At 70.9% G+C, this 26,099-nt stretch carries 26 protein-coding genes and 1 pseudogene; 10 read left to right on the forward strand and 17 right to left on the reverse strand.

The window, feature by feature from the left end; all coding sequences use genetic code 11:
* Window positions 1–8: 8 nt before the first annotated feature.
* The 10 genes and pseudogenes from CRM89_RS13775 to rimP form a co-directional block, all read right to left on the reverse strand.
* The gene (locus tag CRM89_RS13775) at window positions 9–926 is read right to left on the reverse strand and encodes a cupin-like domain-containing protein (protein ID WP_098084267.1); all 918 of its coding nucleotides are present in this window, start codon (window positions 924–926) and stop codon (window positions 9–11) included.
* Between the two features lie 215 nt (window positions 927–1,141).
* Complete coding sequence (locus tag CRM89_RS13780; RefSeq protein ID WP_098084270.1) at window positions 1,142–1,891, reverse strand: nucleotidyltransferase domain-containing protein; 750 nt, start codon at window positions 1,889–1,891, stop codon at window positions 1,142–1,144.
* Between the two features lie 158 nt (window positions 1,892–2,049).
* Window positions 2,050–3,399, reverse strand: coding sequence for an MATE family efflux transporter (locus CRM89_RS13785; protein ID WP_011210596.1), 1,350 nt, complete (start codon window positions 3,397–3,399; stop codon window positions 2,050–2,052).
* Window positions 3,396–4,457 carry a bifunctional oligoribonuclease/PAP phosphatase NrnA gene (locus CRM89_RS13790; RefSeq protein WP_098084272.1) on the reverse strand — a complete coding sequence of 354 codons (1,062 nt, stop codon included), beginning with the start codon at window positions 4,455–4,457 and terminating at the stop codon, window positions 3,396–3,398. The genes CRM89_RS13785 and CRM89_RS13790 overlap by 4 nt, the downstream gene beginning before the upstream one ends.
* A gap of 10 nt (window positions 4,458–4,467) precedes the next feature.
* Window positions 4,468–4,911, reverse strand: coding sequence for a 30S ribosome-binding factor RbfA (gene rbfA, locus CRM89_RS13795; protein ID WP_011210598.1), 444 nt, complete (start codon window positions 4,909–4,911; stop codon window positions 4,468–4,470).
* A gap of 33 nt (window positions 4,912–4,944) precedes the next feature.
* Window positions 4,945–5,235, reverse strand: a complete 291-nt coding sequence (locus CRM89_RS13800) for a DUF503 domain-containing protein (RefSeq protein WP_041561228.1) — start codon at window positions 5,233–5,235, stop codon at window positions 4,945–4,947.
* 88 nt (window positions 5,236–5,323) lie between these two features.
* Window positions 5,324–8,242: pseudogene (gene infB / locus CRM89_RS13805) on the reverse strand (translation initiation factor IF-2).
* Window positions 8,243–8,354: 112 nt separating this feature from the next.
* Window positions 8,355–8,762: a YlxR family protein gene (locus tag CRM89_RS13810; protein WP_081433323.1), complete on the reverse strand. Its 408-nt coding sequence runs from the start codon at window positions 8,760–8,762 to the stop codon at window positions 8,355–8,357.
* A 59-nt stretch (window positions 8,763–8,821) separates the two neighbouring features.
* Window positions 8,822–9,850: a transcription termination factor NusA gene (gene nusA, locus CRM89_RS13815; RefSeq protein ID WP_011210602.1), complete on the reverse strand. Its 1,029-nt coding sequence runs from the start codon at window positions 9,848–9,850 to the stop codon at window positions 8,822–8,824.
* A complete protein-coding gene (gene rimP, locus CRM89_RS13820) occupies window positions 9,847–10,500 on the reverse strand; it encodes a ribosome maturation factor RimP (RefSeq protein ID WP_098084275.1) in 654 nt (217 codons plus the stop codon). Before rimP ends, nusA begins: the two co-directional genes overlap by 4 nt.
* A gap of 183 nt (window positions 10,501–10,683) precedes the next feature.
* Here rimP and CRM89_RS13830 point away from each other — a divergent pair, with 183 nt between their 5' ends.
* Window positions 10,684–11,364: a hypothetical protein gene (locus CRM89_RS13830; protein ID WP_324188818.1), complete on the forward strand. Its 681-nt coding sequence runs from the start codon at window positions 10,684–10,686 to the stop codon at window positions 11,362–11,364.
* The gene (locus tag CRM89_RS13835; RefSeq protein WP_011210605.1) at window positions 11,361–11,789 is read left to right on the forward strand and encodes a ferritin-like domain-containing protein; all 429 of its coding nucleotides are present in this window, start codon (window positions 11,361–11,363) and stop codon (window positions 11,787–11,789) included. Before CRM89_RS13830 ends, CRM89_RS13835 begins: the two co-directional genes overlap by 4 nt.
* Window position 11,790: 1 nt before the next feature.
* Here the strand turns inward: CRM89_RS13835 and CRM89_RS13840 are convergent, their stop codons facing one another.
* Both CRM89_RS13840 and CRM89_RS13845 read right to left on the reverse strand, forming a co-directional pair.
* On the reverse strand, window positions 11,791–13,542 hold the full coding sequence (locus tag CRM89_RS13840) for an acyl-CoA dehydrogenase family protein (RefSeq protein ID WP_060594894.1): 1,752 nt from the start codon (window positions 13,540–13,542) through the stop codon (window positions 11,791–11,793).
* Window positions 13,543–13,692: 150 nt separating this feature from the next.
* Window positions 13,693–15,450, reverse strand: a complete 1,758-nt coding sequence (locus CRM89_RS13845; RefSeq protein ID WP_011210607.1) for a proline--tRNA ligase — start codon at window positions 15,448–15,450, stop codon at window positions 13,693–13,695.
* A 58-nt stretch (window positions 15,451–15,508) separates the two neighbouring features.
* Here CRM89_RS13845 and yaaA point away from each other — a divergent pair, with 58 nt between their 5' ends.
* The 4 genes from yaaA to CRM89_RS31740 all read left to right on the forward strand — a co-directional run bounded on the left by yaaA (window position 15,509) and on the right by CRM89_RS31740 (window position 18,034).
* On the forward strand, window positions 15,509–16,252 hold the full coding sequence (gene yaaA, locus CRM89_RS13850; RefSeq protein ID WP_098084279.1) for a peroxide stress protein YaaA: 744 nt from the start codon (window positions 15,509–15,511) through the stop codon (window positions 16,250–16,252).
* A 46-nt stretch (window positions 16,253–16,298) separates the two neighbouring features.
* On the forward strand, window positions 16,299–16,712 hold the full coding sequence (locus CRM89_RS13855; protein ID WP_098084281.1) for a PPOX class F420-dependent oxidoreductase: 414 nt from the start codon (window positions 16,299–16,301) through the stop codon (window positions 16,710–16,712).
* A gap of 208 nt (window positions 16,713–16,920) precedes the next feature.
* The gene (locus CRM89_RS13860) at window positions 16,921–17,205 is read left to right on the forward strand and encodes a hypothetical protein (RefSeq protein WP_098084283.1); all 285 of its coding nucleotides are present in this window, start codon (window positions 16,921–16,923) and stop codon (window positions 17,203–17,205) included.
* Between the two features lie 97 nt (window positions 17,206–17,302).
* A complete protein-coding gene (locus tag CRM89_RS31740) occupies window positions 17,303–18,034 on the forward strand; it encodes an RRQRL motif-containing zinc-binding protein (RefSeq protein ID WP_228821871.1) in 732 nt (243 codons plus the stop codon).
* Between the two features lie 358 nt (window positions 18,035–18,392).
* Here the strand turns inward: CRM89_RS31740 and CRM89_RS13870 are convergent, their stop codons facing one another.
* Complete coding sequence (locus CRM89_RS13870) at window positions 18,393–19,031, reverse strand: TetR/AcrR family transcriptional regulator (protein ID WP_098084286.1); 639 nt, start codon at window positions 19,029–19,031, stop codon at window positions 18,393–18,395.
* A 127-nt stretch (window positions 19,032–19,158) separates the two neighbouring features.
* On the opposite strand from CRM89_RS13870, the gene CRM89_RS13875 reads away from it, so the two are divergent.
* The 3 genes from CRM89_RS13875 (at window position 19,159) to CRM89_RS13885 (ending at window position 21,751) form a co-directional block, all read left to right on the forward strand.
* Window positions 19,159–20,040 carry an alpha/beta fold hydrolase gene (locus CRM89_RS13875; RefSeq protein WP_098084288.1) on the forward strand — a complete coding sequence of 294 codons (882 nt, stop codon included), beginning with the start codon at window positions 19,159–19,161 and terminating at the stop codon, window positions 20,038–20,040.
* Between the two features lie 313 nt (window positions 20,041–20,353).
* A complete protein-coding gene (locus CRM89_RS13880; RefSeq protein WP_229434764.1) occupies window positions 20,354–21,286 on the forward strand; it encodes a tyrosine-type recombinase/integrase in 933 nt (310 codons plus the stop codon).
* Between the two features lie 192 nt (window positions 21,287–21,478).
* A complete protein-coding gene (locus CRM89_RS13885; RefSeq protein ID WP_098084291.1) occupies window positions 21,479–21,751 on the forward strand; it encodes a hypothetical protein in 273 nt (90 codons plus the stop codon).
* A 48-nt stretch (window positions 21,752–21,799) separates the two neighbouring features.
* Here CRM89_RS13885 and CRM89_RS30425 read toward each other — a convergent pair whose 3' ends face one another.
* Both CRM89_RS30425 and CRM89_RS13890 read right to left on the reverse strand, forming a co-directional pair.
* On the reverse strand, window positions 21,800–22,138 hold the full coding sequence (locus CRM89_RS30425) for a hypothetical protein (protein ID WP_127516199.1): 339 nt from the start codon (window positions 22,136–22,138) through the stop codon (window positions 21,800–21,802).
* An 11-nt stretch (window positions 22,139–22,149) separates the two neighbouring features.
* Entirely contained in the window at window positions 22,150–22,341 is a 192-nt protein-coding gene (locus CRM89_RS13890) for a hypothetical protein (RefSeq protein ID WP_098084293.1), read from the reverse strand.
* Window positions 22,342–22,450: 109 nt separating this feature from the next.
* Here CRM89_RS13890 and CRM89_RS32005 point away from each other — a divergent pair, with 109 nt between their 5' ends.
* Complete coding sequence (locus CRM89_RS32005; protein ID WP_256385935.1) at window positions 22,451–22,579, forward strand: hypothetical protein; 129 nt, start codon at window positions 22,451–22,453, stop codon at window positions 22,577–22,579.
* A 602-nt stretch (window positions 22,580–23,181) separates the two neighbouring features.
* Here CRM89_RS32005 and CRM89_RS13905 read toward each other — a convergent pair.
* Together CRM89_RS13905 and cobA are read right to left on the reverse strand one after the other, a co-directional pair.
* A complete protein-coding gene (locus CRM89_RS13905; protein ID WP_011210610.1) occupies window positions 23,182–24,666 on the reverse strand; it encodes an MFS transporter in 1,485 nt (494 codons plus the stop codon).
* A 52-nt stretch (window positions 24,667–24,718) separates the two neighbouring features.
* A complete protein-coding gene (cobA, locus tag CRM89_RS13910; RefSeq protein WP_098084300.1) occupies window positions 24,719–25,990 on the reverse strand; it encodes a uroporphyrinogen-III C-methyltransferase in 1,272 nt (423 codons plus the stop codon).
* Window positions 25,991–26,099: the final 109 nt, after the last annotated feature.

The following is a 26,099-nucleotide window of genomic DNA, read 5'->3' on the forward strand; positions in this document are numbered from 1 at the left end:
CGCGGATCTCAGGCCGCGCGCCGGAACCGGCCGGTCACCCCCGCCACGATCCGCAGCAGCCCGCGCATCGCCATCGGGAAGAACGCCGCCCGCATGAACTCGAAGTACTTCGGGTTGTACCGCGCCACATACGAGATCGAGGCGTCCAGCGATTCGACCTGGTGCCACCAGAACATCGGGATGTAGAGCACGTCGCCGGCGTCGAGCACCACGTCGTAGCTGGTGGCCCGGCGCAGCCGCGGGTAATCGGCGGTGTCGGGGTCGAACTGGTCGGGCAGCCGGGTGTAGGGATCGTTCACCCTGCGCGGGACGATGCCGTAGACGTTGTGGTACTCGTTCGGCGGGAACAGCCGCACCCGCTTGCGCCCGTGCAACTGGATCAGCAGACCGTGCCAGGGGTCGTTGTGCAGCGGAGTCAGGTTGCCGGACTGGCCCATCCACACGCTGCTGGCGGCCGTGCTCTGGGTGCGCCCGCCGACGGTCGCGGGCAGCTGCTCGGCCAGCGGCTTCGGATTGGCCGCCGCGCGCGAGTAGTACTTCTTGTCCGGGCGCGGCGTGTCGAATACCGCGTCCATCACGTCGCCGTACTCGAGCAGTTCCACCGGCGAGGTCTCCTGGGTGAAGACGTTGGTGGTGCTGGTGAGCGCGTAGACCTTCTCGGTGCGGTACTTCTCGCGCAGCCGCTGCGGCTGGTAGTCCTCGAACACCGGCCACGCGGTGGCGACGTCGCGGATCACCACCGGCGTCTTGCGATCGAAAACCTCGGCCAGTTCCAGGTTCTCGTGGTCGGGTACCACCCGGCCGGGGGTGCCGCCGGTGCGGGGCCGCACCCGGTCGCGCACGCTGCGAGCCAGCCACAGCGCGAATCCGGCGCCGAGGATCGGCGCCAAGGTCAACGGCCGTTCGTCGTACCCTTTGTCCGTCATCTCCCACTCCCCTTCGACACGTCGCGCCGCACCCGGGCCGGGCTGCGGGCCTCTGCTGACGTTATCGGCGTCACCACCGCGAATCGATACACCAGAAATGGTGTCTGTACAGGTAGACGGCGTGTCCGGCGCGGGTCGGCGGGTCCGAGCGCCCGGCGGCAGGCGGCGGTGCGCACCCCGCGGCGGCGGCCCACCGCGGGGTGCGCGAGCACGGCTCAGGAGTCGATACCGAGCAGGGTTTCGGCCCGGGCCAGCGCGTGGCCGAGCACCCCGGGTTGCGGTCGCAGTTCGGCGACGACGGCGTCGATGTCGCGCAGGCCGGCCCGCGCCAGCAGCCGCTTCTCGTTGGTCACCCACTCCCCGCGTTCGGCCAGGATCGCGTGCGCGGTGTACATCGCGGCGGTGGCGAGCGCGGCCGCGAATTCGGTGACCTGGGCGCGCGGGAGGTAGGCGCCGCGCGCGTACCGCAGGGTGAGCGCGGCCCGGTCCCGCCAGATCGGCGGCGCGGATTCGCGCAGCGCGGGCGGGTAGTCCGGGCGCGGCAGCTCGCCGGACAGGACCTGGTTGACGGCGAGTTCGGCCGGCAGCAGGTAGCTCGGAATGCCCGCGAGATGGAACATCAGCGGCTCCCAGTGGAAGTGCCCGGCCCGGGCCCGCTCGAGTTCGCGCTCGACCACGTCGAGGTCGCGGTAGTGCACATCCACGTGGCGGCCCTCGACGGTGAGCCAGGCGCCCCCGTTGAAGACGCCACCGCCCCAGGCGCCGAGCTCGGAGACCTCGCCGGGCCAGCCGATCGCCCGCAGGTGCTCGGGGCGGAAGTCGCCGCGGTAGTAGATGCCGAAGTCCCAGTCGCTGTCCGGGCGAGCGGTGCCCTGGGCGCGGGAACCGCCCAGGGTCACCGCCAGCACACCGGGCAGCGCGGCCAGGCGCTCGGCGACGTGATCACGGAATTGTTCGTCGGTCATGGAGTATCCGATCGTCGACGGTGCGGTGGAAGGCGATCGCGGACAGCACGATTCGACGCCGACGAGGCTCGCGGCGCCGTAGGTGTGTCACGCGCGATCGGTCACTGCACAGCCGCGATCCTACCGAGTGATCACGGGGCCGCCGCCGGTTTTTCCGGCTACTCGGCGGCCACGGCGGCGCCGTGGGGCACCTCGCTGCCGACCGTCGCCCACTTCCCCGACATCGTCCGCCGGCTCACCGCCGCCAGCCGCAACACCATGAACGCGGCCAGCCCGGACCAGATCCCGGCGATCCCCCAGTCGAAGGCCAGCGACAACCAGATCGCGGGCAGGAAGCCCAGCAGCGCCGCCGCGAGCGTGGCCGTGCGTAGGAAGGCGGCGTCGCCCGCGCCGAGCAGCACCCCGTCGAGCGCGAACACGACACCCGCGACCGGGATCAGCGCGACGAAGAACCACCACGCCACCTGGGTGCGCTCCAGCACCGCCGCATCGGTGGTGAACAGGGCCGGGATCACCGTGTAGCCCGCGGCGAACACCGCCGCCAGCGCCAGCGCGAACAGCTCCGACCACCGCGTGATGCGCCCGGCCAGCCGGCGCGCGCCCGTGGCGTCACCGCCGCCCAGCGCCGCGCCGACCAGGGTCTGGGCCGCGATGGCCAGCGCGTCGAGGGTCAGCGCGAGGAAGCTCCACAGTTGCAGCACCAGTTGGTGGGCGGCCACCGAGGCCGCGCCGAAGCGGGCCGCCACCGCCGCCGCGGAGACGAAGCACGCCTGGAAGGACAGGCTGCGCAGGATCAGGTCACGCCCGAGCACGAGTTGCGCGCGCATCACCGACCAGTGCGGGGTGAGCGGCACCCGTTCCCGCACCACCGCCGTGACGAACAGGGCCGCCGTCACCGTCTGCCCCGCGACATTGGCCACCGCCGAACCCGCCAGTTCCAGACGCGGCGCGCCGAGCAGCCCGTGGACCAGTACCGGGCACAGCACCGCGGACAGCCCGAGCCCGCACACCACGAACACCAGCGGCCGCCGGGTGTCCTGCACCCCGCGCAGCCAGCCGTTGCCCGCCATCGCGATGAGGATCAACGGCACGCCGAACAAGGCGATCCGCAGCCACGGCAGCGCCTCGGCGGCGATGTCGCCACCACCGGAAATGGCGGCGGTGACCGGCCCGGCCGCGGCCTGCATCACCACCAGGATCAGTCCACCGACCGCGACGGCCAGCCAGGTGGCCTGGACGCCCTCGGCCACCGCGCCGGGCCGGTCACCGGCGCCGTGCCGCCGCGCCGAGCGGGCGGTGGTGCCGTAGGAGAGGAAGGTCAGCTGCGTGCTCACCTGCGCCAGGATCAGCCCGCCGACCGCGAGCCCGGCCAGCGCCAGCGCGCCCAGTCTGCCCACCACGGCCAGATCGAACAGCAGATACAGCGGCTCGGCGACGAGCACGCCCAGCGTGGGCAGGGCCAGACCCAGGATGCGCCGGGGTCCCGCGGCGGCCGGGTCCGCGCTCACCCGAGCGCCCGCACCAGCGCCCCGACGATCTCCTCGGGGCTGCCCTCGGCGGTGTACCCGGCGGCGTACCGGTGCCCGCCACCGCCGAGCGCGGTGGCCACCGCGGCGACGTCGACGCCGTCGTCGGCGCCCGGCCCCGAATCCCGGGAGCGCAGCGACACCGTCCACCGGCCCGACTGTGCGCGCGACTCCTTGAAGACCGCGGCGATGCCCGCCTCGGCGGTGGTGCGGACGATGTCGATGACGCTCTCCACCTCCTCCGAACGCACGTCGGTGAGATCGGCCCGGTGCACGAACGCGTACGCGAGCCCGACCCCGCCGCGCACGCCCGGTTCCAGGCGCGCGGTGGACAGCACCCTGGCCAGCATCGGCAGCCAGGCGAAGGGGTGGGTGTCGAGCAGTGTGCGAGCGATCTCGGGGCCGTCGATCCCGGTCGCGAGCAGCCGTTCGGCCAGCTCGTGGGTGCCGGGGCGGACCCAGCGGAACGAGCCGGTGTCGGTGACCAGCCCGGCGTAGAGACAGTGCGCGACGGGGGCGTCGATCGGCTCACCCCACACGTCGAGCAACCGCGCGACGAGTCCCGCGGTCGACTCGGCGCCGGGGTCGACGACGTTGATCGCACCGAAGCGGGTGTTGGACCGGTGGTGATCGATCACCACGGTGGTCGCCGCGCCCGCGAGCCGGTCGGCGAGCGCACCCATCCGGCTCGCGCTGGCGCAGTCCACCGCGACGAGCACATCGGCGGTGTCCGGCACCTCGGCGGGCGGCACCAGCAGGTCGGCGCCGGGCAGGGTCGCCATGCTGGCGGGGAGTTCGGCGGGCTCGGCGAACGCCGCCCGCACGGCCACGCCGCGCCTGCGCAGCACCGTCGCCAGTGCCAGCGCGCTGCCGACGGTGTCGGCGTCGGGCTGCACGTGACTGACCACGGTGACCGAGCCCGCCGCCGCCAGCGCGGTGACGGCGGCACGCAGCGCCGCGCCGAGCATGTCCGGCGAACCGTCCGAAGAGGCTTGCGCCGCAGCGGAATCCGCTCCGACGCCGGGACCGCTGGTCGTCATCGGCGGCGCGTCACTCGGCGTCGTCGCGATCGGTCTTGTACGGGTCCGGCTCGCCCGCGTGCCTGGCCTCCGCGGCCACGCGCGCCACCTCGGCGTCCGCGGCGCGCGCCCTGGCCAACAGCTCCTCCATCTCCCGCGCGGCGTCGGGCACCTTGTCCAGCACGAACGCCAGCGACGGGGTGAACTTCACCCCGGTGCCCGCGCCCACCTTCGACCGCAGCACCCCCTTGGCCTTGGCCAAGCCGGCCGCCGCGGCGTCGTAATCGGGTTCGGCGTCGATGGTCTCGCCCATGACCGTGTAGTACACGGTCGCCTCGCGCAGATCACCGGTGACCTTCGCGTCGGTGATCGTCACGAAACGCAGCCGCGGATCCTTCACTTCGTACTCGATGGCGGTGGCCACGATCTCCGAAATCCGCTTCGCGAGTCGGCGTGCCCTGGCTTGATCCACCACGGCTGTCCCTCCTCACTATCGATGAAAAACCGTCTAGTCCTCGGGTCCGAAGACGCGGCGGCGTACTGCCAGCAACTCTAGCTCCGGGCGCGCCGCGACGTGCCGCTCGCATTTGTCGAGCACGGCCGTCAAATGGCTCATGTCCGGGCTGACCATGCCCACGCCCAGCAGCGTGCGCCGGTACCGGTCGTGTTCCCCGGCCTCGGCCACACTCACCCCGAAGCGCTGCAACTCGGCGAGCACCGGCCGGATGACCGACCGCTTCTCCTTCAACGAGTGCACGTCGCCGAGCAGGATGTCGAACTCCAGTGCACCCAGGTACACCCACACACCTTCCCGTTCACGGCGACCGGACCGCGCGGCCGCGCCCACCTCCCAGGGCAGGCGCGGCCGCGCGGTGGTCGTCGAGGCGTCAGTCGCGCGGCTTCTCGCGCAGCTCGTAGGCCTCGATGATGTCGCCTTCCTTGATGTCGTTGTAGGTCAGCGTCATACCGCACTCGAAGCCCTCGCGGACCTCGGTGACGTCGTCCTTCTCCCGCCGCAGCGAGGAGATGGTCGTCGTCTCGGCGACCACCACGTTGTCGCGCAGCAGGCGCGCCTTGGCGTTGCGCTTGACCGACCCCGACAGCACCATGCAACCGGCGATGTTGCCGACCTTCGACGAACGGAAGATGGCCCGGATCTCGGCGCGACCCAGCTCGACCTCTTCGTAGATCGGCTTGAGCATGCCCTTGAGGGCCTTCTCGATCTCGTCGATGGCCTGGTAGATCACCGAGTAGTACCGGATGTCCACGCCTTCGCGGTTGGCCAGCTCGGTCGCCTTGCCCTCGGCGCGCACGTTGAACCCGATGATGATCGCGTTCGAGGCCGAGGCCAGGTTGACGTTGGTCTCGGTGACACCACCGACACCGCGGTCGATGACCCGCAGGCGCACCTCGTCGCCGACCTCGATCCCCATCAGGGCCTCTTCCAGCGCCTCGACGGTACCGGCGTTGTCGCCCTTGAGGATCAGGTTCAGCTCCGACGTCTCCTTCAGCGCGGCATCCAGATCTTCCAGGCTGATCCGCTTGCGGCTGCGCGCGGCCAGAGCGTTGCGCTTGCGCGCGTTGCGCCGGTCGGCGATCTGGCGGGCGATGCGGTCCTCGTCGACGACCAGCAGGTTGTCACCGGCGCCCGGCACCGAGGTGAAGCCGACGACCTGGACCGGCCGCGACGGCAGCGCCGCCTCGACGTCCTCGCCGTGCTCGTCGACCATCCGGCGCACGCGACCGTAGGCGTCACCCGCGACGATCGAGTCGCCGACCCGCAGGGTGCCGCGCTGGATGAGCACGGTCGCCACCGGGCCGCGGCCGCGGTCGAGGTGCGCCTCGATCGCGACGCCCTGGGCGTCCATGTTCGGGTTGGCGCGCAGGTCCAGCGCCGCGTCCGCGGTGAGCAGCACCGCTTCCAGCAGCGCGTCGATGTTGGTGCCCTGCTTGGCGGAGATGTCGACGAACATGGTGTCGCCACCGTATTCCTCGGCCACCAGCCCGTATTCGGTGAGCTGCTGGCGGATCTTCTCCGGGTTCGCGCCTTCCTTGTCGATCTTGTTGACCGCCACGACGATCGGCACGTCGGCCGCCTGCGCGTGGTTGATGGCCTCCACCGTCTGCGGCATGACGCCGTCGTCGGCGGCGACCACCAGGATCGCGATGTCGGTGGCCTTCGCACCGCGGGCACGCATGGCGGTGAACGCCTCGTGACCCGGGGTGTCGATGAAGGTGATCAGGCGGTCCTCGTCGCCGAGGTGCGTCATCACCTGGTAGGCGCCGATGTGCTGGGTGATGCCACCCGCCTCGCCCTCGCGGACGTTGGCCTTGCGGATAGTGTCCAGCAGTCGGGTCTTGCCGTGGTCGACGTGACCCATGACGGTGACCACCGGCGGACGGACCTGCAGGTCGTCCTCGTCGCCCTCGTCCTCGCCGTAGGTGAGGTCGAAGCTCTCGAGCAGCTCGCGGTCCTCGTCCTCGGGGCTGACGACCTGCACGACGTAGTTCATCTCGCTGCCGAGCAGCTCGAGGGTCTCGTCGTTGACCGACTGGGTCGCGGTCACCATCTCGCCGAGGTTGAACAGCGCCTGCACCAGGGCCGCCGGGTTGGCGTCGATCTTCTCCGCGAAGTCCGACAGCGACGCACCGCGGGCGAGGCGGATGATCTCACCGTTGCCGCGCGGCAGCCGCACGCCGCCGACCGACGGCGCCTGCATCGAGTCGTATTCCTGGCGCTTCTGGCGCTTGGACTTGCGGCCACGACGCGGGGCGCCACCGGGACGGCCGAACGCGCCCGCGGCACCGCCGCGACCGCCCGGACCACCCGGGCGACCGCCGCCACCACCGGGACGACCGCGGAAGCCACCGCCCGCCGGTGCACCCGCACCGGCGCCGGGCGCGCCGCCACCGCCGCGGTAGCCGCCGCCACCGCCACCGGGACGACCGGCACCGGGGCACCGCCGGGACGACCGGGACGGCCGCCAGCGCTGGGGCCGGGACGCGGCGTGCGCTGCGGCATCGCACCCGGGTTCGGGCGCGGCGGCATCGAGCCGGGGCTCGGCCGCGGACCACCCGGACGCGGACCGCCCTGCGCGGCCGCGGGGCGCGGGCCCGGCGTGGCGCCGGGACGCGGCGCACCCTGGCCGGGGCCGGGACGCGGACCACCCTGCGCGGGCCGGGACGCGGGCCGCCGGGCCCGGGACGGGCCGCCGGACGCTCCCGCTCGGGCGCGGGCTGGGACGAGTAGGGGTTGTTGCCGACGCGCGGGGTCTTCGGACCCGGCTTGGGGCCGGGTCGCGGACCGCCCTGCGCCGGAGCGCCGGGGCGCTGCTGCTGCTGGCCGGGACGCGGGCCACCCGGGGTCGGCCGCTGGGCGGGCGCCTCGGGCGCCGCCTTGGCCGCGGGGCCTCCGGGGCGGCCGGACGCGCCGGGGTGGGCGCGGGACCGGGCTTCACGGCCGGGCCGGGCCGGGCGTCGGTGGGACGCGCGGTCTGCTCGGCGGGCGCCTGGGGCGCCGACGCCGCGGGGGCCGGGGTACGGGGACCGGGGCGCGGACCGCCGGGGGTGGGCTTCGCGCCCGGACGCGCCGACGCCGCAGGACCCGGCTTGGCGCCGGCCTTGGCGCCGTTCGCGGGTGCGGACTTCGACGCGAACGACTCGCGCAGCCGGCGTGCGACGGGTGCTTCCACCGTCGACGACGCCGACTTCACGAACTCGCCTTGCTCCTTGAGCGTTGCGAGTAGTTCCTTGCTCGTGACACCGAGTTCTTTCGCCAACTCGTGCACGCGGGCCTTGCCTGCCACTGCTCTCCTCACTGAGAGGTCGAGCAGCGCCACCGTTGTGGGAGGGGACGGCGGCCCGCACGACCTCGGGTTATCTCCGATGGACGTTCATCGTTGGTACTTCACGGTGTGCTCATGAGTGCTCGTGCCTGTTCTCGAGGTATTGCTCCAGGGCTGAGATATCCAGATGTCCGGACACTCGTAGTGCTCTGCCGAATGCTCGGCGTCGAACCGCTTGGCTCAGACAAGCCGAAAGGGGGTGCAACCAGGCACCCCTCCCGGGAAGTCTGCGCCGTGGATCGGGAACGACCACGACGATACGGGATCCGTCGCCGGCGTCCCGATCACGTGCCACGATCCGTAACAGATCGACGGCCGACTCGCGCTTCCGGCATCCGATGCACGTACGCACCGGCTCCGACCGGCGCGGAGTCGTCCGGTGGTGCTCGGTGGTGCGTTCGGGCAACGGCGCCGAAGGCTCGTGTCGAACCTGACACCACTCTACAGCCGCACCACCGTGATCACCGAACCCGTCCCCCATCGACATGCTCAACGCGCCGTCGGGGGCCGCTGATTCCCGGCTCGTGCCGCGGGCTCCGCTCAACTGCGATGCGCCTCCGTCCGCATGCCGTCGCCCACGTCCGGGGCGGCGTCGCTGCGGATGTCGATGCGCCAGCCGGTGAGCCGGGCCGCGAGCCGCGCGTTCTGCCCCTCCTTGCCGATGGCCAGCGAGAGCTGGAAGTCCGGGACCACCACCCGCGCCGCGCGGGCGTCGGGATCGACGATGGTGACCGAGACCACCTTCGAGGGCGAGAGCGCGTTGCCGACGAAGGTCGCCGGATCGTCGGCGTAGTCGATGATGTCGATCTTCTCCCCGGCCAGCTCGCTCATCACGTTGCGCACGCGCTGGCCCATCGGGCCGATGCAGGCGCCCTTGGCGTTGACGCCGGGCACCGTGGAGCGCACCGCGATCTTGGAGCGATGCCCGGCCTCGCGGGCGACCGCCACGATCTCCACCGAGCCGTCGGCGATCTCGGGCACCTCGAGTGCGAAGAGGCGGCGGACCAGGTTGGGGTGTGTGCGCGAGAGCGTGATCTGCGGGCCGCGCGGACCGCGCGAGACGCCGACGACGTAGCACTTGATCCGGTCACCGTGCTCGTATGTCTCGCCCGGCACCTGCTCGGCGGGCGGGATCAGGCCCTCGGTGCCGTGCAGTTCGCTGCCGATACGGACCACGACGGTGCCGCGGGCGTTGGCGCGCGCGTCGCGCTGCACCACACCGCCGACGATGTCGCCCTCGTGGGTGGAGAACTCGCCGAAGGACTTCTCGTTCTCCGCGTCACGCAGGCGCTGCAACACGACCTGCCGGGCGGTGGTCGCGGCGATGCGCCCAAAGCCTTCGGGGGTGTCGTCCCACTCGGAGATGACGTTGCCGTCGGCGTCGAGCTCGCGCGCCATCACCCGGACCGCGCCGGTGCGCTGGTTGATGTCTACGCGCGCGTTGGGCTGGTGGCCCTCGGTGTGCCGGTAGGCGGTGAGCAGGGCCGACTCGATCGCGGAGATCACCGTCTCGATCGAGATCCCCTTGTCGGCGACGATCGCGCGCAGGGCTTCGATTTCGATGTTCATTCCTCGATCCCTTCGGTCGGGTCGGACGCTGCTGCTGTCGTTGTTTCCTCGCTGATCGCCCCGTCGGCGGCGATGGCCCGGTCGGCACCGGGATCCGGCCTGCCCGGCGCCACCCCGCCCGCGAGTTCCAGTTCCCTGGCCCCCGGCGGGGAGAACTCCACCTGCACGACCGCCCGCTCGATGTCGGCGAGCGGCACGCGCACCCGGTGCGGATTCCGCTTGCCGCCGAGCACCAGGGCGATCTGCTCGCCGTCGAGTACCCCGACACGGGCCTCGAAGCCGGCCGAGCCGCCGGGATCGGGAGGCTCCGCCCCCGGCCGCAGGGTGATCCGCACCTTTCGCCCCTGGGCCCGGCGCCAGTGCCGCGGCGCGGTGAGCGGCCGGTCGACCCCGGGGGTGGTGACCTCGAGCAGATACGGCGAATCGCCGAAGATGTCCGTGTCGTCCAGGACCACCGACATCTCCGAACTCAGCTCGGCGACCGCGTCCAGGTCGGCTGCCCCGTCGCTGTCCACGACGACCGTGACCCGGGTCTGCGCGTCCGCGCGGCTGCCTGCCCTGGTGATCTCGACGCCCTCGAGGTCGAATCCCCGGCGTTCGACGAGACCAGCAACGAGCTGGCTCACCCTTTCCTCGGTCGGCATGGGCATGTGGGGCGGCTCCTGGTTCAGTTGTGGCGCGGTCGAAGATTCTGTACCGAAGGTCTAGCGTAACGCGCCCCGAGAGTGTAAAGGACCAGCGCCCTAGAGCAAGTTCACCCGGCGTGGCGGCGAGTGGTGGCGCGGCGCGCTCCGGCGGCGAGCGGCCGCCGGCGAATCTGGCACGATGATGCCGTGCCCATCCGCCTCCCCGCCCCGCCGCATGCCGGCGTCCTGCCGCCCCGGGCCGACGCCCCGGTGGATCATCCCGGACGCAGCCGTCGCGAGCCCGCCGACACCCGCGCCCGCGGCGTCCACCGGTCCAGCGCGGCAACAGGTTCCGGTCACTTCGGTGGTCCCACGGTGGGTCGCCGTACCGCGCTGCGGGTCGCCGGTGCGGGCACGCTCGGTGTGCTGGCGCTGGGCGCGAGCGCGGGCTGTGCGGAGGAGCCGGTCCACGACCCCGATCCGCTCGCCGCCCAGGAGGCGCTGGCCCGCGCCGACGCCGCCGCGGCGACCGCCGCGATCGCGCTCGCGCCACAGCGGCAGACCACCCTGACGACGATCGCCGCGCAGCGCACCGAGCACGCCGACGCGCTGCGGGCCGAGGTGGCGCGGGTGATCGGGGTCTACGGCGACGGGACCACTCCGGTGCACAAGACCAGGGAGCCGAGCGCACTCGCCGCTACCGGCACGCCCGTCCCCGGCACGGCACCGCCCGCCGCACCGCCCAGCCTGGACCAGCTGCGCGAGCAGCTGACCCGTTCGGCGAAGGCCGCCGCCGACGCCGCCGTCGTCCAGGCCGGCTACCGCGCCGGCCTGCTCGCCTCCATCAGCGCCGCGTGCGCCGTCCATGCCCGGGAGATCAGCGCATGACCGACGCCGAACGTCAGGCGTTGCTCGACGCCCTGCGCGCCGAGTACGCCGCCGTCTACGCCTACGGCGTCATCGCCGCCTACGCCTCTCCCGAACGCGCGGGCCTGATCGCCGAGCACACCGCCGCCCACCGCGCCCGCCGCGACGCCACCGCGGACGCGCTGCGCGCCGCGGGCGCGGACGTGCCAAGCCCGGACGCCGCCTACGGTGTCCCGTTCCCGGTGCAGGATCCGGTCGCCGCCGCCCGGCTCGCCGAGACCGTGGAGACCGATGCCACCGTGGCCTGGCGCGCCGTGGTCGAACAGGGCGACAGCGAGGCGACCCGCAGGCTCGGGGTGGAGGCACTCACCGAGGCGGCGCTGCGCCTGGCCGCCTGGCAGGCCATCCTCGGCACCCCGAGCCCGGCGCTACCCGGCACCGTCTGAGTCAGGGCCGCATCTCGTAGGCGCCGTCGTAGCCGACGACCTGTGCCCACACCCGGTCGAAGCGCTCCCGGTCGGTCGCCGGGGTGCGCAGGGCGGCCACCGCCTGCGCGCGCTGCGTCTCGGTCGCGGAGGGTTTGCCGTACAGGGTGGTGGCGTGCGCGTTGAAATCGCGGATCTGGAAGTCGAAGATCTGGTCGAGCACATCGCGGTCGAGCCCGGTGATCGCCGCCTGTTCCAGGATCAGCTGACCGTAGACCACCAGCGAGAACAGATGGCCGATGGTGAGCATGAAATCCAGGTCGCCCTGCTGGTTCTCGTCCGGGCCCGCGGTGGCGAGCAGCTCGCGCAGCGCGAGGGCCTGCTCCAGGAAGCGCCCGACGTTGGGGACGTCGGCGTGCGCGCGGTACACCGGTACCCAGTCGGCGAACCGCACCTTGCCCGCGCCGCGGGCGGGCCCCTGCCGCCAGAAGAACGCGTCGTCGCCCGCGTCCTGCCTGGTGCCGATCTCCGGGTACTCGGCCGGGTGGAACAGGTAGTTGGGCAGGAACTTCAGGATCTGGCCGACGTTGACGTGCACCGTGCCCTCGAGCCGCGGGAGCGTGCGGATCAACCGCTGCACCTGGTCGAAGTAGGTGTTCTTCTCGAAGCCCTTGGCGGCGAGCACGTCCAGCAGCAGGGTGACGACCACCTCGGCCTCGGAGGTCACCTTGGACTTGGTCATCGGGTTGAACAGCAGGTAGCGGCGGTCGTCCAGGCTCGCGCTGCGGAAGTAGTCCACCGCGCGGTCGCTGAACAGCTTCATCGCCACGATCCGGCTGTAGGCGTCCACGAAATTGCCGCGCACATGCGGGAACTCGGTGACGCGCCGGCCGTAGAGGATCCGGTTGTGCGCGTGCGTGATCGCCTCGTAGAAGGAGTGCTCCACCATGCCGATGCCGCCGTGGCAGAGATTGAACTTGCCGACGTTGACGGTGTTGAGCGCCGCCGAGAACGCCTCCGGACCGGTGTGCAGGATGTCCTCGGCCCGCACCGGATAGTCCACGAGCCGGAAGGTGCTCACATACATCTGCTGGTGCACCACGTTGTCGATCAGCTGGTAGTTCTCATGTCTGCTGTCGGCCACGAACCACACGTATCCGTCGGCGCCCTCGACGTCGCCGCGCCGGGAGAACACCGAGACCATGCTCGCCACGTTGCCGTTGCCGATGTAGTACTTGGTGCCGTCGGCGCGGAACAGGATGCCGGCCTCGTGGTCGGCGCTCCCCGGTTCGGTGGGCGTGAGCACGAGGTCGGTGTGGTAGATGTCGGCGCCGTGCGCCTGCTCGGACAGGGCGAAGGCCATGACCTGACCGTCGGCGAGGTCGGCCGCGGCGCGCTGTTTGGCGGCCTCGTTGTCGCTCTGCCAGATCGGGCCGAGGCCGAGGATGGTGACCTGCTCGGCATACCAGTAGGCCAGGCCGTAGAAGCCGAGGATCTCCGACAGCGCCGCGTTGCGGGCGGCGTCCCATCGCCGGTCGGGATCACCCGCGGCGTAGGCGGCCGGGGTGAGGAAGGTCGCGAACAGCTTTTCCTTCGCGACGAACTCGACGAAGTCGGCGGTCCACACCGCGGCGTGGTCGTCGGCCAGCAGCCGCCGCTTGCCCTTGTTCTCGAACCACTCGATCGTCGCCCGCAGCAGGCGGCGCGTCTCGGCGTCGAAGTGCTCGGGATCGTAGGTGGCCGGGTTGAACAACAGCGGATCGGTGCTCGTCATAGGGGTCAAGCTACCAGCGGGTAACAGCGGCTGACCAGCGGTTACACCTTACGGTGGCGTAGGTGGAGCCGAACTCTCTCACGGCCGGTTCGCCCGGCCGCTGACACGGCGATGCCCCGGCCCGGGACGGGGCCGGGGCATCGCCGGGATTCAGCCGCGGATCCGCGCGACCACCGTCGCCACCGCCTCCGCGGCGGGCACGTTCTCGGCCTCGCCGGTGAAGCGGTTGCGCAACTCCACCGTGCCGTCGGCCCAGCCACGGCCGATCACCACCACCCACGGCATGCCGAGCAGTTCGGCGTCCTTGAACTTCACCCCGGGCGAGGCGGTGCGGTCGTCGAACAGCACGTCCAGCCCCTGCGCGTCCAGTCCGGCCACCACCTGCTCGGCGCCGGTGCGGGCGGCCTCGTCCTTGTTCGCGACGACCACGTGCACGTCGAACGGCGCGACCGCGGCGGGCCAGCGCAGGCCCTTCTCGTCGTGCTGCTGCTCGGCGATCACCGCGACCATGCGGGAGACACCGATGCCGTAGGAGCCCATGATGAGCCGCACCGGCTTGCCGTTCTCGCCGAGCACGTCGACCTCGAACGCGTCGGTGTACTTGTAGCCGAGCTGGAAGATGTGGCCGATCTCGATGCCGCGCGCCGCCTCCAGGGTGCCGCGCCCGTCCGGCGACGGGTCGCCGTCGCGGACCTCGGCGGCCTCGATGGTGCCGTCGGGGGTGAAGTCGCGGCCCGCGATCAAGCCGACCACGTGCTTGCCCGGGCTGTCCGCGCCGGTGATCCAGGCGGTGCCTGTGCCGACCCGCGGATCGACGAGGTAGCGGATGCCGTTCTCCTGCAACGCCTTCGGGCCGATGTAGCCCTTCACCAGGAAGGGATTGGCGGCGAAGTCGGCGTCGGTGAGCAGTTCCACCTCGGCGGGCTCGACGGAAGCGCCGAGCCGCTTGTCGTCCACCTCGCGGTCGCCGGGCACGCCGATGCCGACGATCTCGGTCTTGCCGTCCGGGTGGCGCAGCTTGACCATCACGTTCTTGAGCGTGTCGGCGGCGGTGACCGGACGCCCGAACTGCTCGGCGATGCCCGCGGCGTTGGCCCACTCGACCAGCGACGCGATGGTGGGGGTGTCGGGGGTGTCGTGCACGACCGCGGCGGGCCTGCCCTCGATCGGCTGCGGTTCGGGCGCGGGCGTGACCACCGCCTCCACGTTCGCCGCGTAGCCGGACTCGCGGCAGATGACGTAGGTGTCCTCGCCGACCGGGCTGTCGGCCAGGAACTCCTCGGAGGCGCTGCCGCCCATCGCGCCGGAGGTGGCCGCCACGATCACGTACTTGACGCCGAGCCGGTCGAAGATGCGCTGGTAGGCCTCACGGTGCGCGTTGTAGCTCGCCTTCAGCCCGTCCTCGTCCAGATCGAAGGAGTAGGAGTCCTTCATGACGAACTCGCGCCCGCGCAGGATCCCCGCGCGCGGCCGCTCCTCGTCGCGGTACTTGGTCTGGATCTGGTACAGCGTGACCGGCAGATCCTTGTAGGAGTTGTACTCACCCTTCACGGTGAGCGCGAACAGCTCCTCGTGGGTGGGGCCGAGCAGGTAGTCCGCGCCCTTGCGATCGTGCAGCCGGAACAGGCTGTCGCCGTATTCGGTCCAGCGGTTGGTGGTCTCGTAGGGATCACGCGGCAGCAGCGCGGGCAGCGAGATCTCCTGGCCGCCGATGGCGTTCATCTCCGCCCGCACGACGTCCTCGACCTTGCGCAGCACCCGTAGCCCCAACGGCAGCCACGAATACACACCCGGGGCGACACGGCGCACGTACCCGGCACGGACCAGCAGTTTGTGACTGGGCACCTCGGCGTCGGCGGGGTCGTCGCGCAGGGTACGCAGGAACAGGTGGGAGAGGCGGGTGATCACGGCTCCACAGCGTAGTCCCCGCTCGAATCGCCGCTCAAAGGCATTACCGTATCCGCTCGTGCTGGTGCTGCTGCCTCCTTCCGAAACCAAGTCCGACGGTGGTCCGGCCGGTCCGCTCGACCTCGACGCGCTCGCGATGCCCCAGCTCACGCCGGTGCGGGCCGCGCTGGTCGACCACCTGATCGCGCTGGCCGCCGACCCCGAGGGCAGCCGCGCCGCGCTCGGGCTCGGCAAGGGCGCCGAGGCCGAGATCGCCCGCAACGCCGCACTGCGCACCTCCCCCACCCGGCCCGCGCTCGAGCGCTACACCGGCGTCCTCTACGACGCGCTGGACGCGCGATCGTTCACCCGCGCCCAACGGGACAAGGCCCGTGCCCGACTGGCGATCGGTTCCGCGTTGTTCGGCGTGGTGCGGGCCGGTGACCTCATCCCCGCCTACCGGCTCTCCGGCGGCTCGAAACTGCCCGGCCTGCCGACGCTTTCGGCGATGTGGCGCGACGTGCTGCCGGACGCGTTGACCGCCGAGGCCGCCGGCGAGCTCGTGGTCGACCTGCGCTCGGGCGTCTATCAACAGCTGGGCCGGGTACCGGGCGCGATCACCGCCACCGTGCTCACCGAGCACCCGGACGGTTCCCGCACCGTGGTCAGCCATTTCAACAAGCACCACAAGGGCCTGCTGGCGCGCGCGCTGGTGCTCACCCGCGCCGAGCCCACCGACGTGCGCGGCCTGGCCAGGGTCGCGGCCAAGTCCGGGTTGCGGGTGGAAATCGCCTCGCCGACCGAACTTCTCGTGCTGACCTGAGGCGTGCCGGGAATGCGCGGGCGCGCCCGCGCGGTTCCACCTTCACGTGACCGCTACCACGACGCTCTCCGACGAGCTGAAGACCTACATCGACGAGGCGAAGGTGTTCGCCACCGTGGCCACGAACGGGCCCGGCGGCCAGCCCCACCTGACCGTGGTCTGGCTGGCCCGCGACGGCGACGACCTGCTGTTCTCCACGACCGTGGACCGGCAGCAGGGCAAGAACCTCGCCGCCGACCCCCGGGTGACCGTGATGATCAACCCACCGGAGAAGCCCTACGTCTACGCCGAGATCCGCGGCATCGCCACCCTCACCCCCGACCCGGATCGGACTCTGCCCGACCAGCTCTCGCTGAAGTACACCGGGCAGCGCTACGCCGAGTTCAACCCGGCCTCGGCCCAGGACGGCGACCGGATCGTCGTGCGGGTCACCCCGCGCAAGGTGGTCGGCCGCTTCTGAGCCGGGTCAGCGGGAGCTGCTCGCGTCCAACCAGGCGCCCCGGGCACCGCCCACCGCGCCCGCGACGTCGTCACCCGCGTGATGAGCGCCCGGAACGACCCCGCCGCCGGGCGGGCCACCCTGCCCGACTACGAACGCAGCGGGCCTGGACCAGGAACTCGACGCCCACCTGGCCGTCGCAGGCGCCCGCGACCCGCTGCGCCACACCGTGCGCGCCCACCTCGATCTGGCTGCCAGCGAAGCCGCCACCGTCGCCAAACAGGCATCCCGGATCTCGGACCGGTGGGGTGAGCGCCGCGACGCCGTCGTCGCCGCCCGCACCACCGCCAAGCCGCCCTTCGACAGCCCGCAGCGCCGCGAGCAGATCACCCGCCGGATGCGGGCAGCAGGGCTGTCGGAGGACTCCATCGCCCAGCGGCTGGCCGCCGAAGCCGGCCAAGCCCACCCGGTCGCCACCGCGCTCGAGGCCCTCAAAGACCGTGCCCGCGCCTGACCGATCCCGGCGCCGGAATCGGCCAGGTCATCCACCCCAATCCGGGCAAGGGCCGCGACACCGACCGCGACCTCGGCTTCCGAACCTGCTGACCACGATGACCGTGGACGACCGGCAGCCCGACACCTTCCCGTGGCGGGCTGCCCCAGCTCATTTGAAGACCCGTCGCCAGCTGCGTGCGGCCGGCCTTTCGCCCGGCGGGCAGGACGTCGCCGCGGTGATGGTCGGCAAGCGCCGCGGCCGCCGCCTGATCGCCTACCTGTTCGACGTGGGGCGGGCGCGGCCGAAGCGGACGCCCTCACCCGCCCAGCTGGCCGCGATCGAGAAGGCAACCCGCGAGCACCAGGCCCGCGCCGCCGCCCGCCGCGACGACGCCATCGCCCAGCAGCACGCCGCCCGGACCGCACGACCTCGTTCCACGAAGACGTGCGCCACCCGCGTCGACCGCTCGGCTGCAGACCACCTCCCCCGCCCCAACCGGCGCCCGGACAGCGGCCAGGCGGCACTACACCCCGGGGGTGGAGCGGTGACCGACCTCGTCGAGCTGCTGGCCATCGCCCGCATCGACACCACGGCCGCGGTCGCTGACCTGTTCAGCTGCCAGACCTACGACGACGCCGACACCGGGACCGAAACCGGACCCGGCGTGGAGGCGATGTGGGAGACGCTGACCGTCGACCCCGCCGCCCCGATCTGCCTGGACTCGCTCGACCAAGCGCTCACCACCTCCGGCTACCGGCGCACCAGCGCCTGGCGCAAACGCGTCACCGCCGCCGGCGCCATCCGCTACTTCGCCCACGCCACCATCGCGATCCCCGACCTGCCCTAAACCCGCAGGCGCGAGTCAGCCCCCGCCAGAGCGCGAACCTGGGGGGCTGACTCGCGCCTACGACCTGATCTTCCCGCGATCGTTCTTGGCCGCGCTGGACTGCGCGCGTGGCGCGAACCCCGACTTCGCCGTGCTGCTGTCGGGTATCTCGCCGCCGTCGACTGGATCCGCGAGGCGTCGGCACCGGTCATCTTCGTCTCACCGCCGCTTTCAGCCTACGGAAACGCACTGCCGCGCAGTGTGTCTCGCGAACGATCGTTCGTGAGACAAAGCTATAGGTGACGCAAAGCTGGCTTGCAGCAAGCTCGCGGTTGCCCTTTGGTCGATGAGGCGGTATCGGACTGCTGTCCGGTGGCGCTCAGTTCGATGCCGACCGGGTCGAGTCGGTGTCTGCGGTGTTTGTCTCCAGCACGCGATCGAGCAGATGGTCGATGAGTTCGAGCGCGGATTGTGGGGTGATGAAGTTCTGGAGCATGGCCTGGGCCAGTCCGCCGATCGTCATGGTGATGAGTTCGGCGTCGCGTTCGGGGACGTTCGTGCCCGACCGGCCGGAGCTCCGGGTGCGCCGGAGTTGGTCGGTGACGATCGCGACGAGGGCGTGGGGCGCGGCGAAGGTTTCTTCGGCGGTGATGCCTCGGCTGGCGATCGCCGCGGTCGCGAACACGTTGAGCACGATGACTTCTTCCCGGCGCTGCTCGTCCAAGGGCAGCAGTTCGGTGAGGACCGCGTGAATCGCCGCTCGGGGTGTGGCCTCGGGCCCCAGTGCGGTCCACCGATGGTGGAATCGGGCTCCGGCGTCTTGCATGACCGATCGGTGGGTCGCCAGCAGGAACTCGTTCTTGGTCCCGAAGTAGTACTGCACCAGCCGTATCGAGATCCCGGCCTCGGCGGCGACCGATTGGAAAGTCACCGCTTCCAGGCCGCCGGTGACGATGACGCGGCGCACGGCATCGGTGATCTGGCGGCGCCGCACTTCACGGTCGACCAATCGTGGCACGGGAACCTCGTCTTCATCGTCTTGTGGCGTTCTCGGCACTAGATGGTATGCCCATACCGCATAAGTGGTACGTACATATCATCTAGATGATATGTTCATGCCATCAAGCGGATGAAAGGGTCGTCCAATGCCGAAACTCGGGAAATTCACCAGCGAGGAAGCGAAAGTGAGCTTCCTGCGCGCCTACGATGCGGTCGCCGTAAAGTGGCCGGTGCCTTCGACTCAGATCGACGTCGAGACATCGTTCGGGACGACCCGAGTGCGCAAATCGGGAACCGGTGCGGGTGCGCCGATCGTGCTACTGCCGGGTATCGGGGGAAACGGTCAGGTGTGGTGGCGGTTCATCGCGGAGCTGTCCCGCGGTCGCGTCGTCTACACACCGGACGTCATCGGCTGGGCAGGCCATTGCACACAAACCGCCCCCTTGCGCGATACCGAAGACATCGCGACGTGGATGGCCGAGACGCTCGATGGACTCGGCGTCGATCGTGTCCATCTGGCCGGAAACTCTCTCGGAGCATGGCTTGCGACCGCCATCGCGGTACATCGCAGCGATCGACTGGCAACTCTGACCATGCTCGAGCCCAGCGCGTCGACCTTCGCCAAACCGCGCCCTAGCCTGCTGTTCAAATTCTTGATGGCCGGGATGCGGCCGACGCCCGAACGGATGCGGAAGTTCAACAATTGGCTGATGCCCGGCTTCGAACTCGACGACGAAGAATTCGCCCTGGCGCTCGCCACGACCAAATTCCGGCCCGGCATGCCATGGGACCGCCCGTTCACCGACGAGCAACTGGCACTCATCACCGTCCCGACTCTCGTGCTCTTCGGAGCCGAAACGGTAGTGAACGACCTCGAACACACGGCAGACCGCGCCCGCCGACAGATCCGGTCGGCCGAGGTCGAAATCTACCCCGGAGTCGGGCACGACCTGCTGTGGGCCAACCCCGAGCAGATCATTCCCCGCTACCTCACCTTCGTCGGCAACCACGACCAGATCCACGCCTGACCCATACCCACCCGGGACTACGCGGTCCTCGCCACTCGCGTCACCTGGCAGCGCGAGAACACCGCCACTCATCGCTGCGATTCACAGGTGACGCACCCGCAGGACCGAATGTTCGGAAACCCGTTCGGAAACAGCTCGTCGGTTTCGCGACCGCGCTTCGAGCCGGGCAGAGGCCCGCCCTCTAGTAGTTGCCTGGCAACTGTGGTTATCGGGCAAGGTAGAGCCGAACGGGGTCGAGCGACCTGGCGCGAGGGGGTTCCGGCGCCCGGAGCTCGATTCCCGGTTATCGGGCAACTCGGCGGAGGAGGGTGCGGTGCGCGATGAGAACGAGGTCATCGACGAGGAGTTCGTGGCGCCGCCGCTGGCGGTGCCGATCGAGCAGTTCCTCACCGACCTGGCCAACGCCAACCGGCCGGCCAACACCATCCGCGCCTACCGCGCCGACCTGACCGGCTTCGCCGAGCACGTCGACGGCGGGCTCCCCGGTGTCGACGTCGCCGCGGTCCGCGCGTTCCTGTCCGGGATCGCCGACCTCGCCCCGGCCACCCGCAAACGCAAGCGGGCCGCGGTGGCCGCGTTCTGCCGGTGGGCGGTGCGCCAGGACCTCCTGGCGGTCAACCCGATGAACCGCGTCGACACCATCACCGTGCCCAAGACCCTGCCGCGTCCCGCGACGGCCGCCGACATCGCGAAGGTGTTCGCCGCGATCTGCCCGCGCCGCCCGCGCAAGGAGGTGCCGGTCGAGGTGCTGCGGGACCGGGTGCTGTTCGAGACCGCCTACGTCTGCGGCGCCCGCGCCAGCGAGGTGTGCGCGCTGCACGTCGAGGACTTCGACCTTCGCCTGGACGACGAGCACGTGCGCCTGCACGGCAAGGGCGGCACGGTGCGCACCGTGCTGCTCCACGACCGCGGCTACGTCGCCATGCTCCGGCTCTACCTACAGCGCACCGGCTACAGCGCCGGGCCGATGTTCCGCGCCAGCATCAACGGCCGCGGCGGCCCGCTGTCCTACTCCGCCGCCCACCACCGGTGGAGCCGCTACTGCGCCGCGGCCGGGGTCGACATCGACATCCACCAGCTCCGGCACTCCCACGCCACCGAACTCATCAACGCCGGCGTGAGCATCGAGGTCGTGCGCAAGCGGCTCGGCCACGCCTCCACCGAGACCACACAGGTGTACGCGCTGCTGGCCGACCAGGTCGCCGACAATGAGATTCGGGCTGCCCGACGGCGCCGGGGGCTGTAGCCGCTTCGGGGAGAACCTGGCCTAGCCAACATCGAGTGAATTTCGTCCGGGCGGCATACCGTAGAAGCAATCCGGGTGCACGCCGACCGAACCCAGGGGGACCAGTGGCCAGGCGCCTCGCCCTCGGTCAGGGTGCGGTCATGCGAAGCAGGTGTCGAGGCCGGGTGGATCCGGCCCGCCCAGGTGCACGGGATGAAGATCGGCCGCTACCGAACCGTGGACGTGCCGTTGTACCGCACCGGCGACGTCGAAGCCCTACTCGAACGTCCGGACGTCGATTGGGAAGCGGTGCGTGCCTGCCCGAAAGGCGAGAAGTCGCCGTTGCTGGAGATAGTGGGCCGCCGACAGATCACCCGCGCGCAGGCCATCCGGTCGTTCCTGCAGTGGTACGGCGCCGGCGAAGAACAACCGGCCCCGGACCATGTCCAGGGCGGGTTGCTTGTCGGAACTGCACCGGGCGGATAGTGCCGGCGGCCGTAGGGCAGCTGACCGGCAAGAATGTTCAAGCCGATGTCAGGCGCGGATACTCGCCTCGAGCTCAGCAGCATCGGGTCCGGTAATAGTGAACTCCACGTCCACCGGCCTAGCCGGGGTGCTCGCACCATTGGCCGGACCTGGCACGATCGACTGCGCCAGATCGCTGATCAGGTCGAGCGGGCCGATCAACTCCCGCGCGGTCGCGTGATGGCGCAGTGCGGATCGTGGTTCCGCGAGAAGAACCGCAAGGACATCTTCGACGCCGAACCAGCTACGGCCGCTACTCTCGGCCGCTTGCGCAGCTTGACGCAGCGCGCGGATCAGGGCCGGAGCCGCACCAGTCAAAGTCGCTCGAGTTTCGTTGGTTTCAGTCACTGCTTCTCCCATCAGAAGAGGATTTCCAAGCCCGTGTAGAACCCGCCGATACAGGTTCGAGTGCCGTCCATCTCGTCGATCACAATCCCACCGCCCTCGACGCACTGCCCGCTGGTGATCGCTGATGCCTGTCCGGAGGCACCTATCGTAACCAGCAGCGCGAAACCGGCGACTGCTACGGCTTTGGTCAGAGTTTTACGCATTTCAGAACCCCCACATGTGTTGAGCCGGTGAAGGACTCGCCGACATCTATTCTGACGCGCCTCGCCCGTGCAGGGTTCCATCCATTGACAGTCCAGTTATCCACCCCGCTTGACATTCGTCGCTGTCGAGACCGTCGACTTCGTCGAATTGACGACGTTCTGCGGTATTCGACAAACGATCGTTCCGCGGCTGACCGATGCCGACACCGGTTCCCGGCGCTGGTTCACCCACACCTGATACTGCATTGAAACATCGAGTGGGTGGGGTCCTCGACGACCGTCGTGGGATAGCCGGGCTCAGTCGACAGCGCTGCGGTCCGGGCATATCGGACCGACGTCGGTGCTTCGCCATCGGCGCACCGCCAACCAGCGCCGCACCAAGCCGGGGATGTCACCGGTGTCTCGCAGCTCGGTGGCGTAGGCGCCGGTAAGCAAGGGTGCTCGCCGACCAGATCGCCGACACCGAAAATCCGGGCAGCACGGCGCCGCCGCCGCGATTGCCCGCCCATGAGCCAGCCAGGAGCCGGCGTCGACGAGGCGCATCGAGCCCTCGACGATGCCGAACCACACGAAAGCAGCTGCAGCGCCTGACTGCCCCTGATCGGTGAATCACCGGACCCGGGTTCGACCATTGCCGCATGCACTCCACACGGCCCGAGGCACTGATCGAGATCCGCGACGCCATCTTGGGCGAGCTGGACCGCGGCGGCGCGGTCAGTCCGGCCCACGCCGTCGCCCCAGGCGCCTCGGCTCACCAACTTCTCGGCGAGGACCAGATCCGTGTGCTGGAGGCGGACCTCGTCCTCGTGCAAGAGGCCCTCGCCGGCGACGTGTTCTCCATCAGCTCCGCTGCGCTTCCTCCTGGGCGTGCTGGGCCCTGGCGATCTGTTCGGGGGTGAAGCGCAGGGTGAGCGCGATCAGGCCGATGACGGCGGCCACGCCCGCGCACACCGCCAGCACCAGTGTGTAGCCCTCGCCGAGCGCGACGATCTGGGCGTCGGTCATCGCCGAGACCTTGCCGGTGGTGCCGCCCAGCGACAGCGTGCGCGAGACCGCGACCGGGGTGAGGATGCCGATCGCCATCGGGGTGCCGAGGTTCATGAACATCTGGCCGACCGCCGAGAGCGGGCCGATGTCGGAGGGCGGTACGCCGACGAGCACGCACAGCGGGGTGACGACCATCGCGACACCGACGCCGAAGCCGATCACGATCAGCAGCGGCAGCAGCGTCGGTAGGTAGGACACCTCGCCGTCGAGGGTGGAACCGAACAGCAGGCCGACGGCCAGCACCAGCGCGGCGCCGAACAGCAGCCAGCGCGGCGCGACCGTCATGGCCAGTTTGGAGGCCAGCGCGCCGCCGATGCCGATGCCGACGGTGAACGGGATGGAGGCCACGCCCGCTTGCAGCGGACCGTAGCCGAGCACGTTCTGCAGGAACTGGGCGACGAAGTAGGTCATCGCGCCGAGCACACCGCCGGCGAGCAGGATCAGCACGAAGGTGGTGACCCGGTCGCGGCTGTCGAACAGCGACCAGGGCAGCAGCGGATCGTCGACGTTGCGTTCGGCGATCACGAAGACCACGAGCAGGATCGCGCCGCCGATCAGCGCGCCGATCACGGCCGGATGCGACCAGCCCAACTCCGGGCCCTCGGTGGCGCCGAAGACGATCGCCGCGCAGGCCAGCGTGCCGAGCACCGCGCCGCGCGCGTCGAGGGCGACCCGGTGGTGGCCGGTGTCGGCCAGGCAGTAGATCGCGCCGAGGATGATCAGGGCGCCGATCGGCACGTTGATCAGGAAGATCCAGCGCCACGACAGCTGGGTCAGCGCGCCGCCGACCACCAGCCCGCCCACCGAACCGATGCCGACCATCGAGCCGACGATGGCGATCGCCTGGTTGCGGGCCTTGCCGGGCGCGAAGGTGGTGGCGACCAGTGCGAAGGCGACGGGGGCCGCGATGGCCGCGCCCGCGCCCTGCAGCGCGCGCGCCGCGATGAGCATCGCCTGCCAGTGGGCGAGGCCGCACAGCAGCGAGGCGACCGTGAACAGCCCGACGCCGGCGATGAGCATGCGTTTGCGGCCGAACGCGTCGCCGAGGCGCCCGCCGAGCAGCATCAGCCCGGCGAAGGTCAGGCCGTAGGCGGTGACGATCCAGGCGCTGCCCGCGCTGGACAGCCCCATCTGGTCCTGCAGCCGAGGCAGCGCGAAGATCACCACCGTGCCGTCGAGCACGACCATCAGCTGTAGCCCGCTCAACACGAGGATGGCGAGCCCGAAGGCGCGCTGCGTCACCGGAAACTGCGTCGTCGCAGCGGGGTTCTCGAGCACAGTGAGCCACTGTAGTGGACGGCTCGACGGTTTCCGGTACGCACGGGTACGGCTACTGACCGGCCGAACCGGTGAGCGCGCCGATGTCCGCGAGCGCGAAGGCGGCGGTCGGTCCGATGACGATGATGGCGGGCGGCCGGATCCCCTCGGCCCGCACCCGGGCGGCGACCGTGCCGAGGTCGGCGCGCAGCACGCGCTGGGTGCGCAGGGTGCCCTCCTGGACGACCGCGGCCGGGGTGTCGGCCGGTCGGCCGCCCGCCAGCAGCGCGTCGGCGAACTGTTCGATGCGTTCGACGGCCATCATCAGCACGAGTGTGCCGCGCAACCGCGCCAGGGCGGACCAGTCCACCAGCGAATCGGGGTGGTCGGGCGCGACGTGACCGCTGACGACGACGAATTCGTGCGTCACGCCGCGATGGGTGACCGGGATGCCCGCCGCCGCGGGCACCGAGATCGGGCTGGTGACGCCGGGCACCACGGTGACCGGCACGCCCGCCGCCACGCAGGCCTGCACCTCCTCGTAGCCGCGGCCGAACACGTACGGGTCGCCGCCCTTGAGTCGCACCACGAACTTGCCCGCCTGGGCGCCCTCGACGAGTGCGGTGTTGATCGCCTCCTGCGCCATCGCCCGGCCGTAGGGGATCTTCGCCGCGTCCACGACTTCCACGTGCGGGCCGAGTTCGGCGAGCAGTTCCGGCGGCGCGAGCCGGTCGGCGACCACCATGTCGGCGCGGGCCAGCAGCCTGCGGCCGCGCACGGTGATGAGGTCCGGGTCACCGGGACCGCCGCCGACGAGGGCGACGCCGGGGGTGACCGGCACCGAATCGTCGGCCACCACACCGGATTGCAGCGCCTCGAGCAGCCCGGTGCGGACCGCGGCCGAGCGGCGATGCGCGCCGCGGGCCAGCACGCCCAGGGTCAGGCCCTCGTAGCGGGCGGTGGCGGGGGTGACGGCGGTGCCGAGGCGGGCGTTGTCGGCGCGCACGCAGAACACCCGGCGCCGTTCGGCTTCGGCGACGACGGCGGCGTTGGTCTCCGGTTCGTCGGTGCAGGCGATGGCGTACCAGGCCTCGGCGAGGTCGCCGTCGGCGTAGGGGCGCAGCGTCACCCGGATCTGGCCGGAGCTCGCCATGCCCTCGACGGTTGGTGTCACCTCCCGGCTGATGACGTGCACGTCCGCGCCCGCGGCGATGAGCAGCCCGAGCCTGCGCGCGGCGACCGTCCCGCCGCCGACCACGACGACGCGGCGGCCGCGCAGATCGAGTCCGACGAGATAATGCGGCTCGGCTACCTGGTCCTCGGTGGTGTCTGACGTGTTCGGCACAGTGTTCGAGCCTACGGCCTGCCCGCCCGGCGTTCGCACGCAGACCGGGAACCTTCCCGGCCGGTCGATTCTCGGCGTGTCGCTCGCGGTTTCCGACGATTTCACCCCC

It is taken from the genome of Nocardia sp. FDAARGOS_372, from assembly GCF_002554515.1.
In the GTDB taxonomy this organism is placed as follows: domain Bacteria; phylum Actinomycetota; class Actinomycetes; order Mycobacteriales; family Mycobacteriaceae; genus Nocardia; species Nocardia farcinica.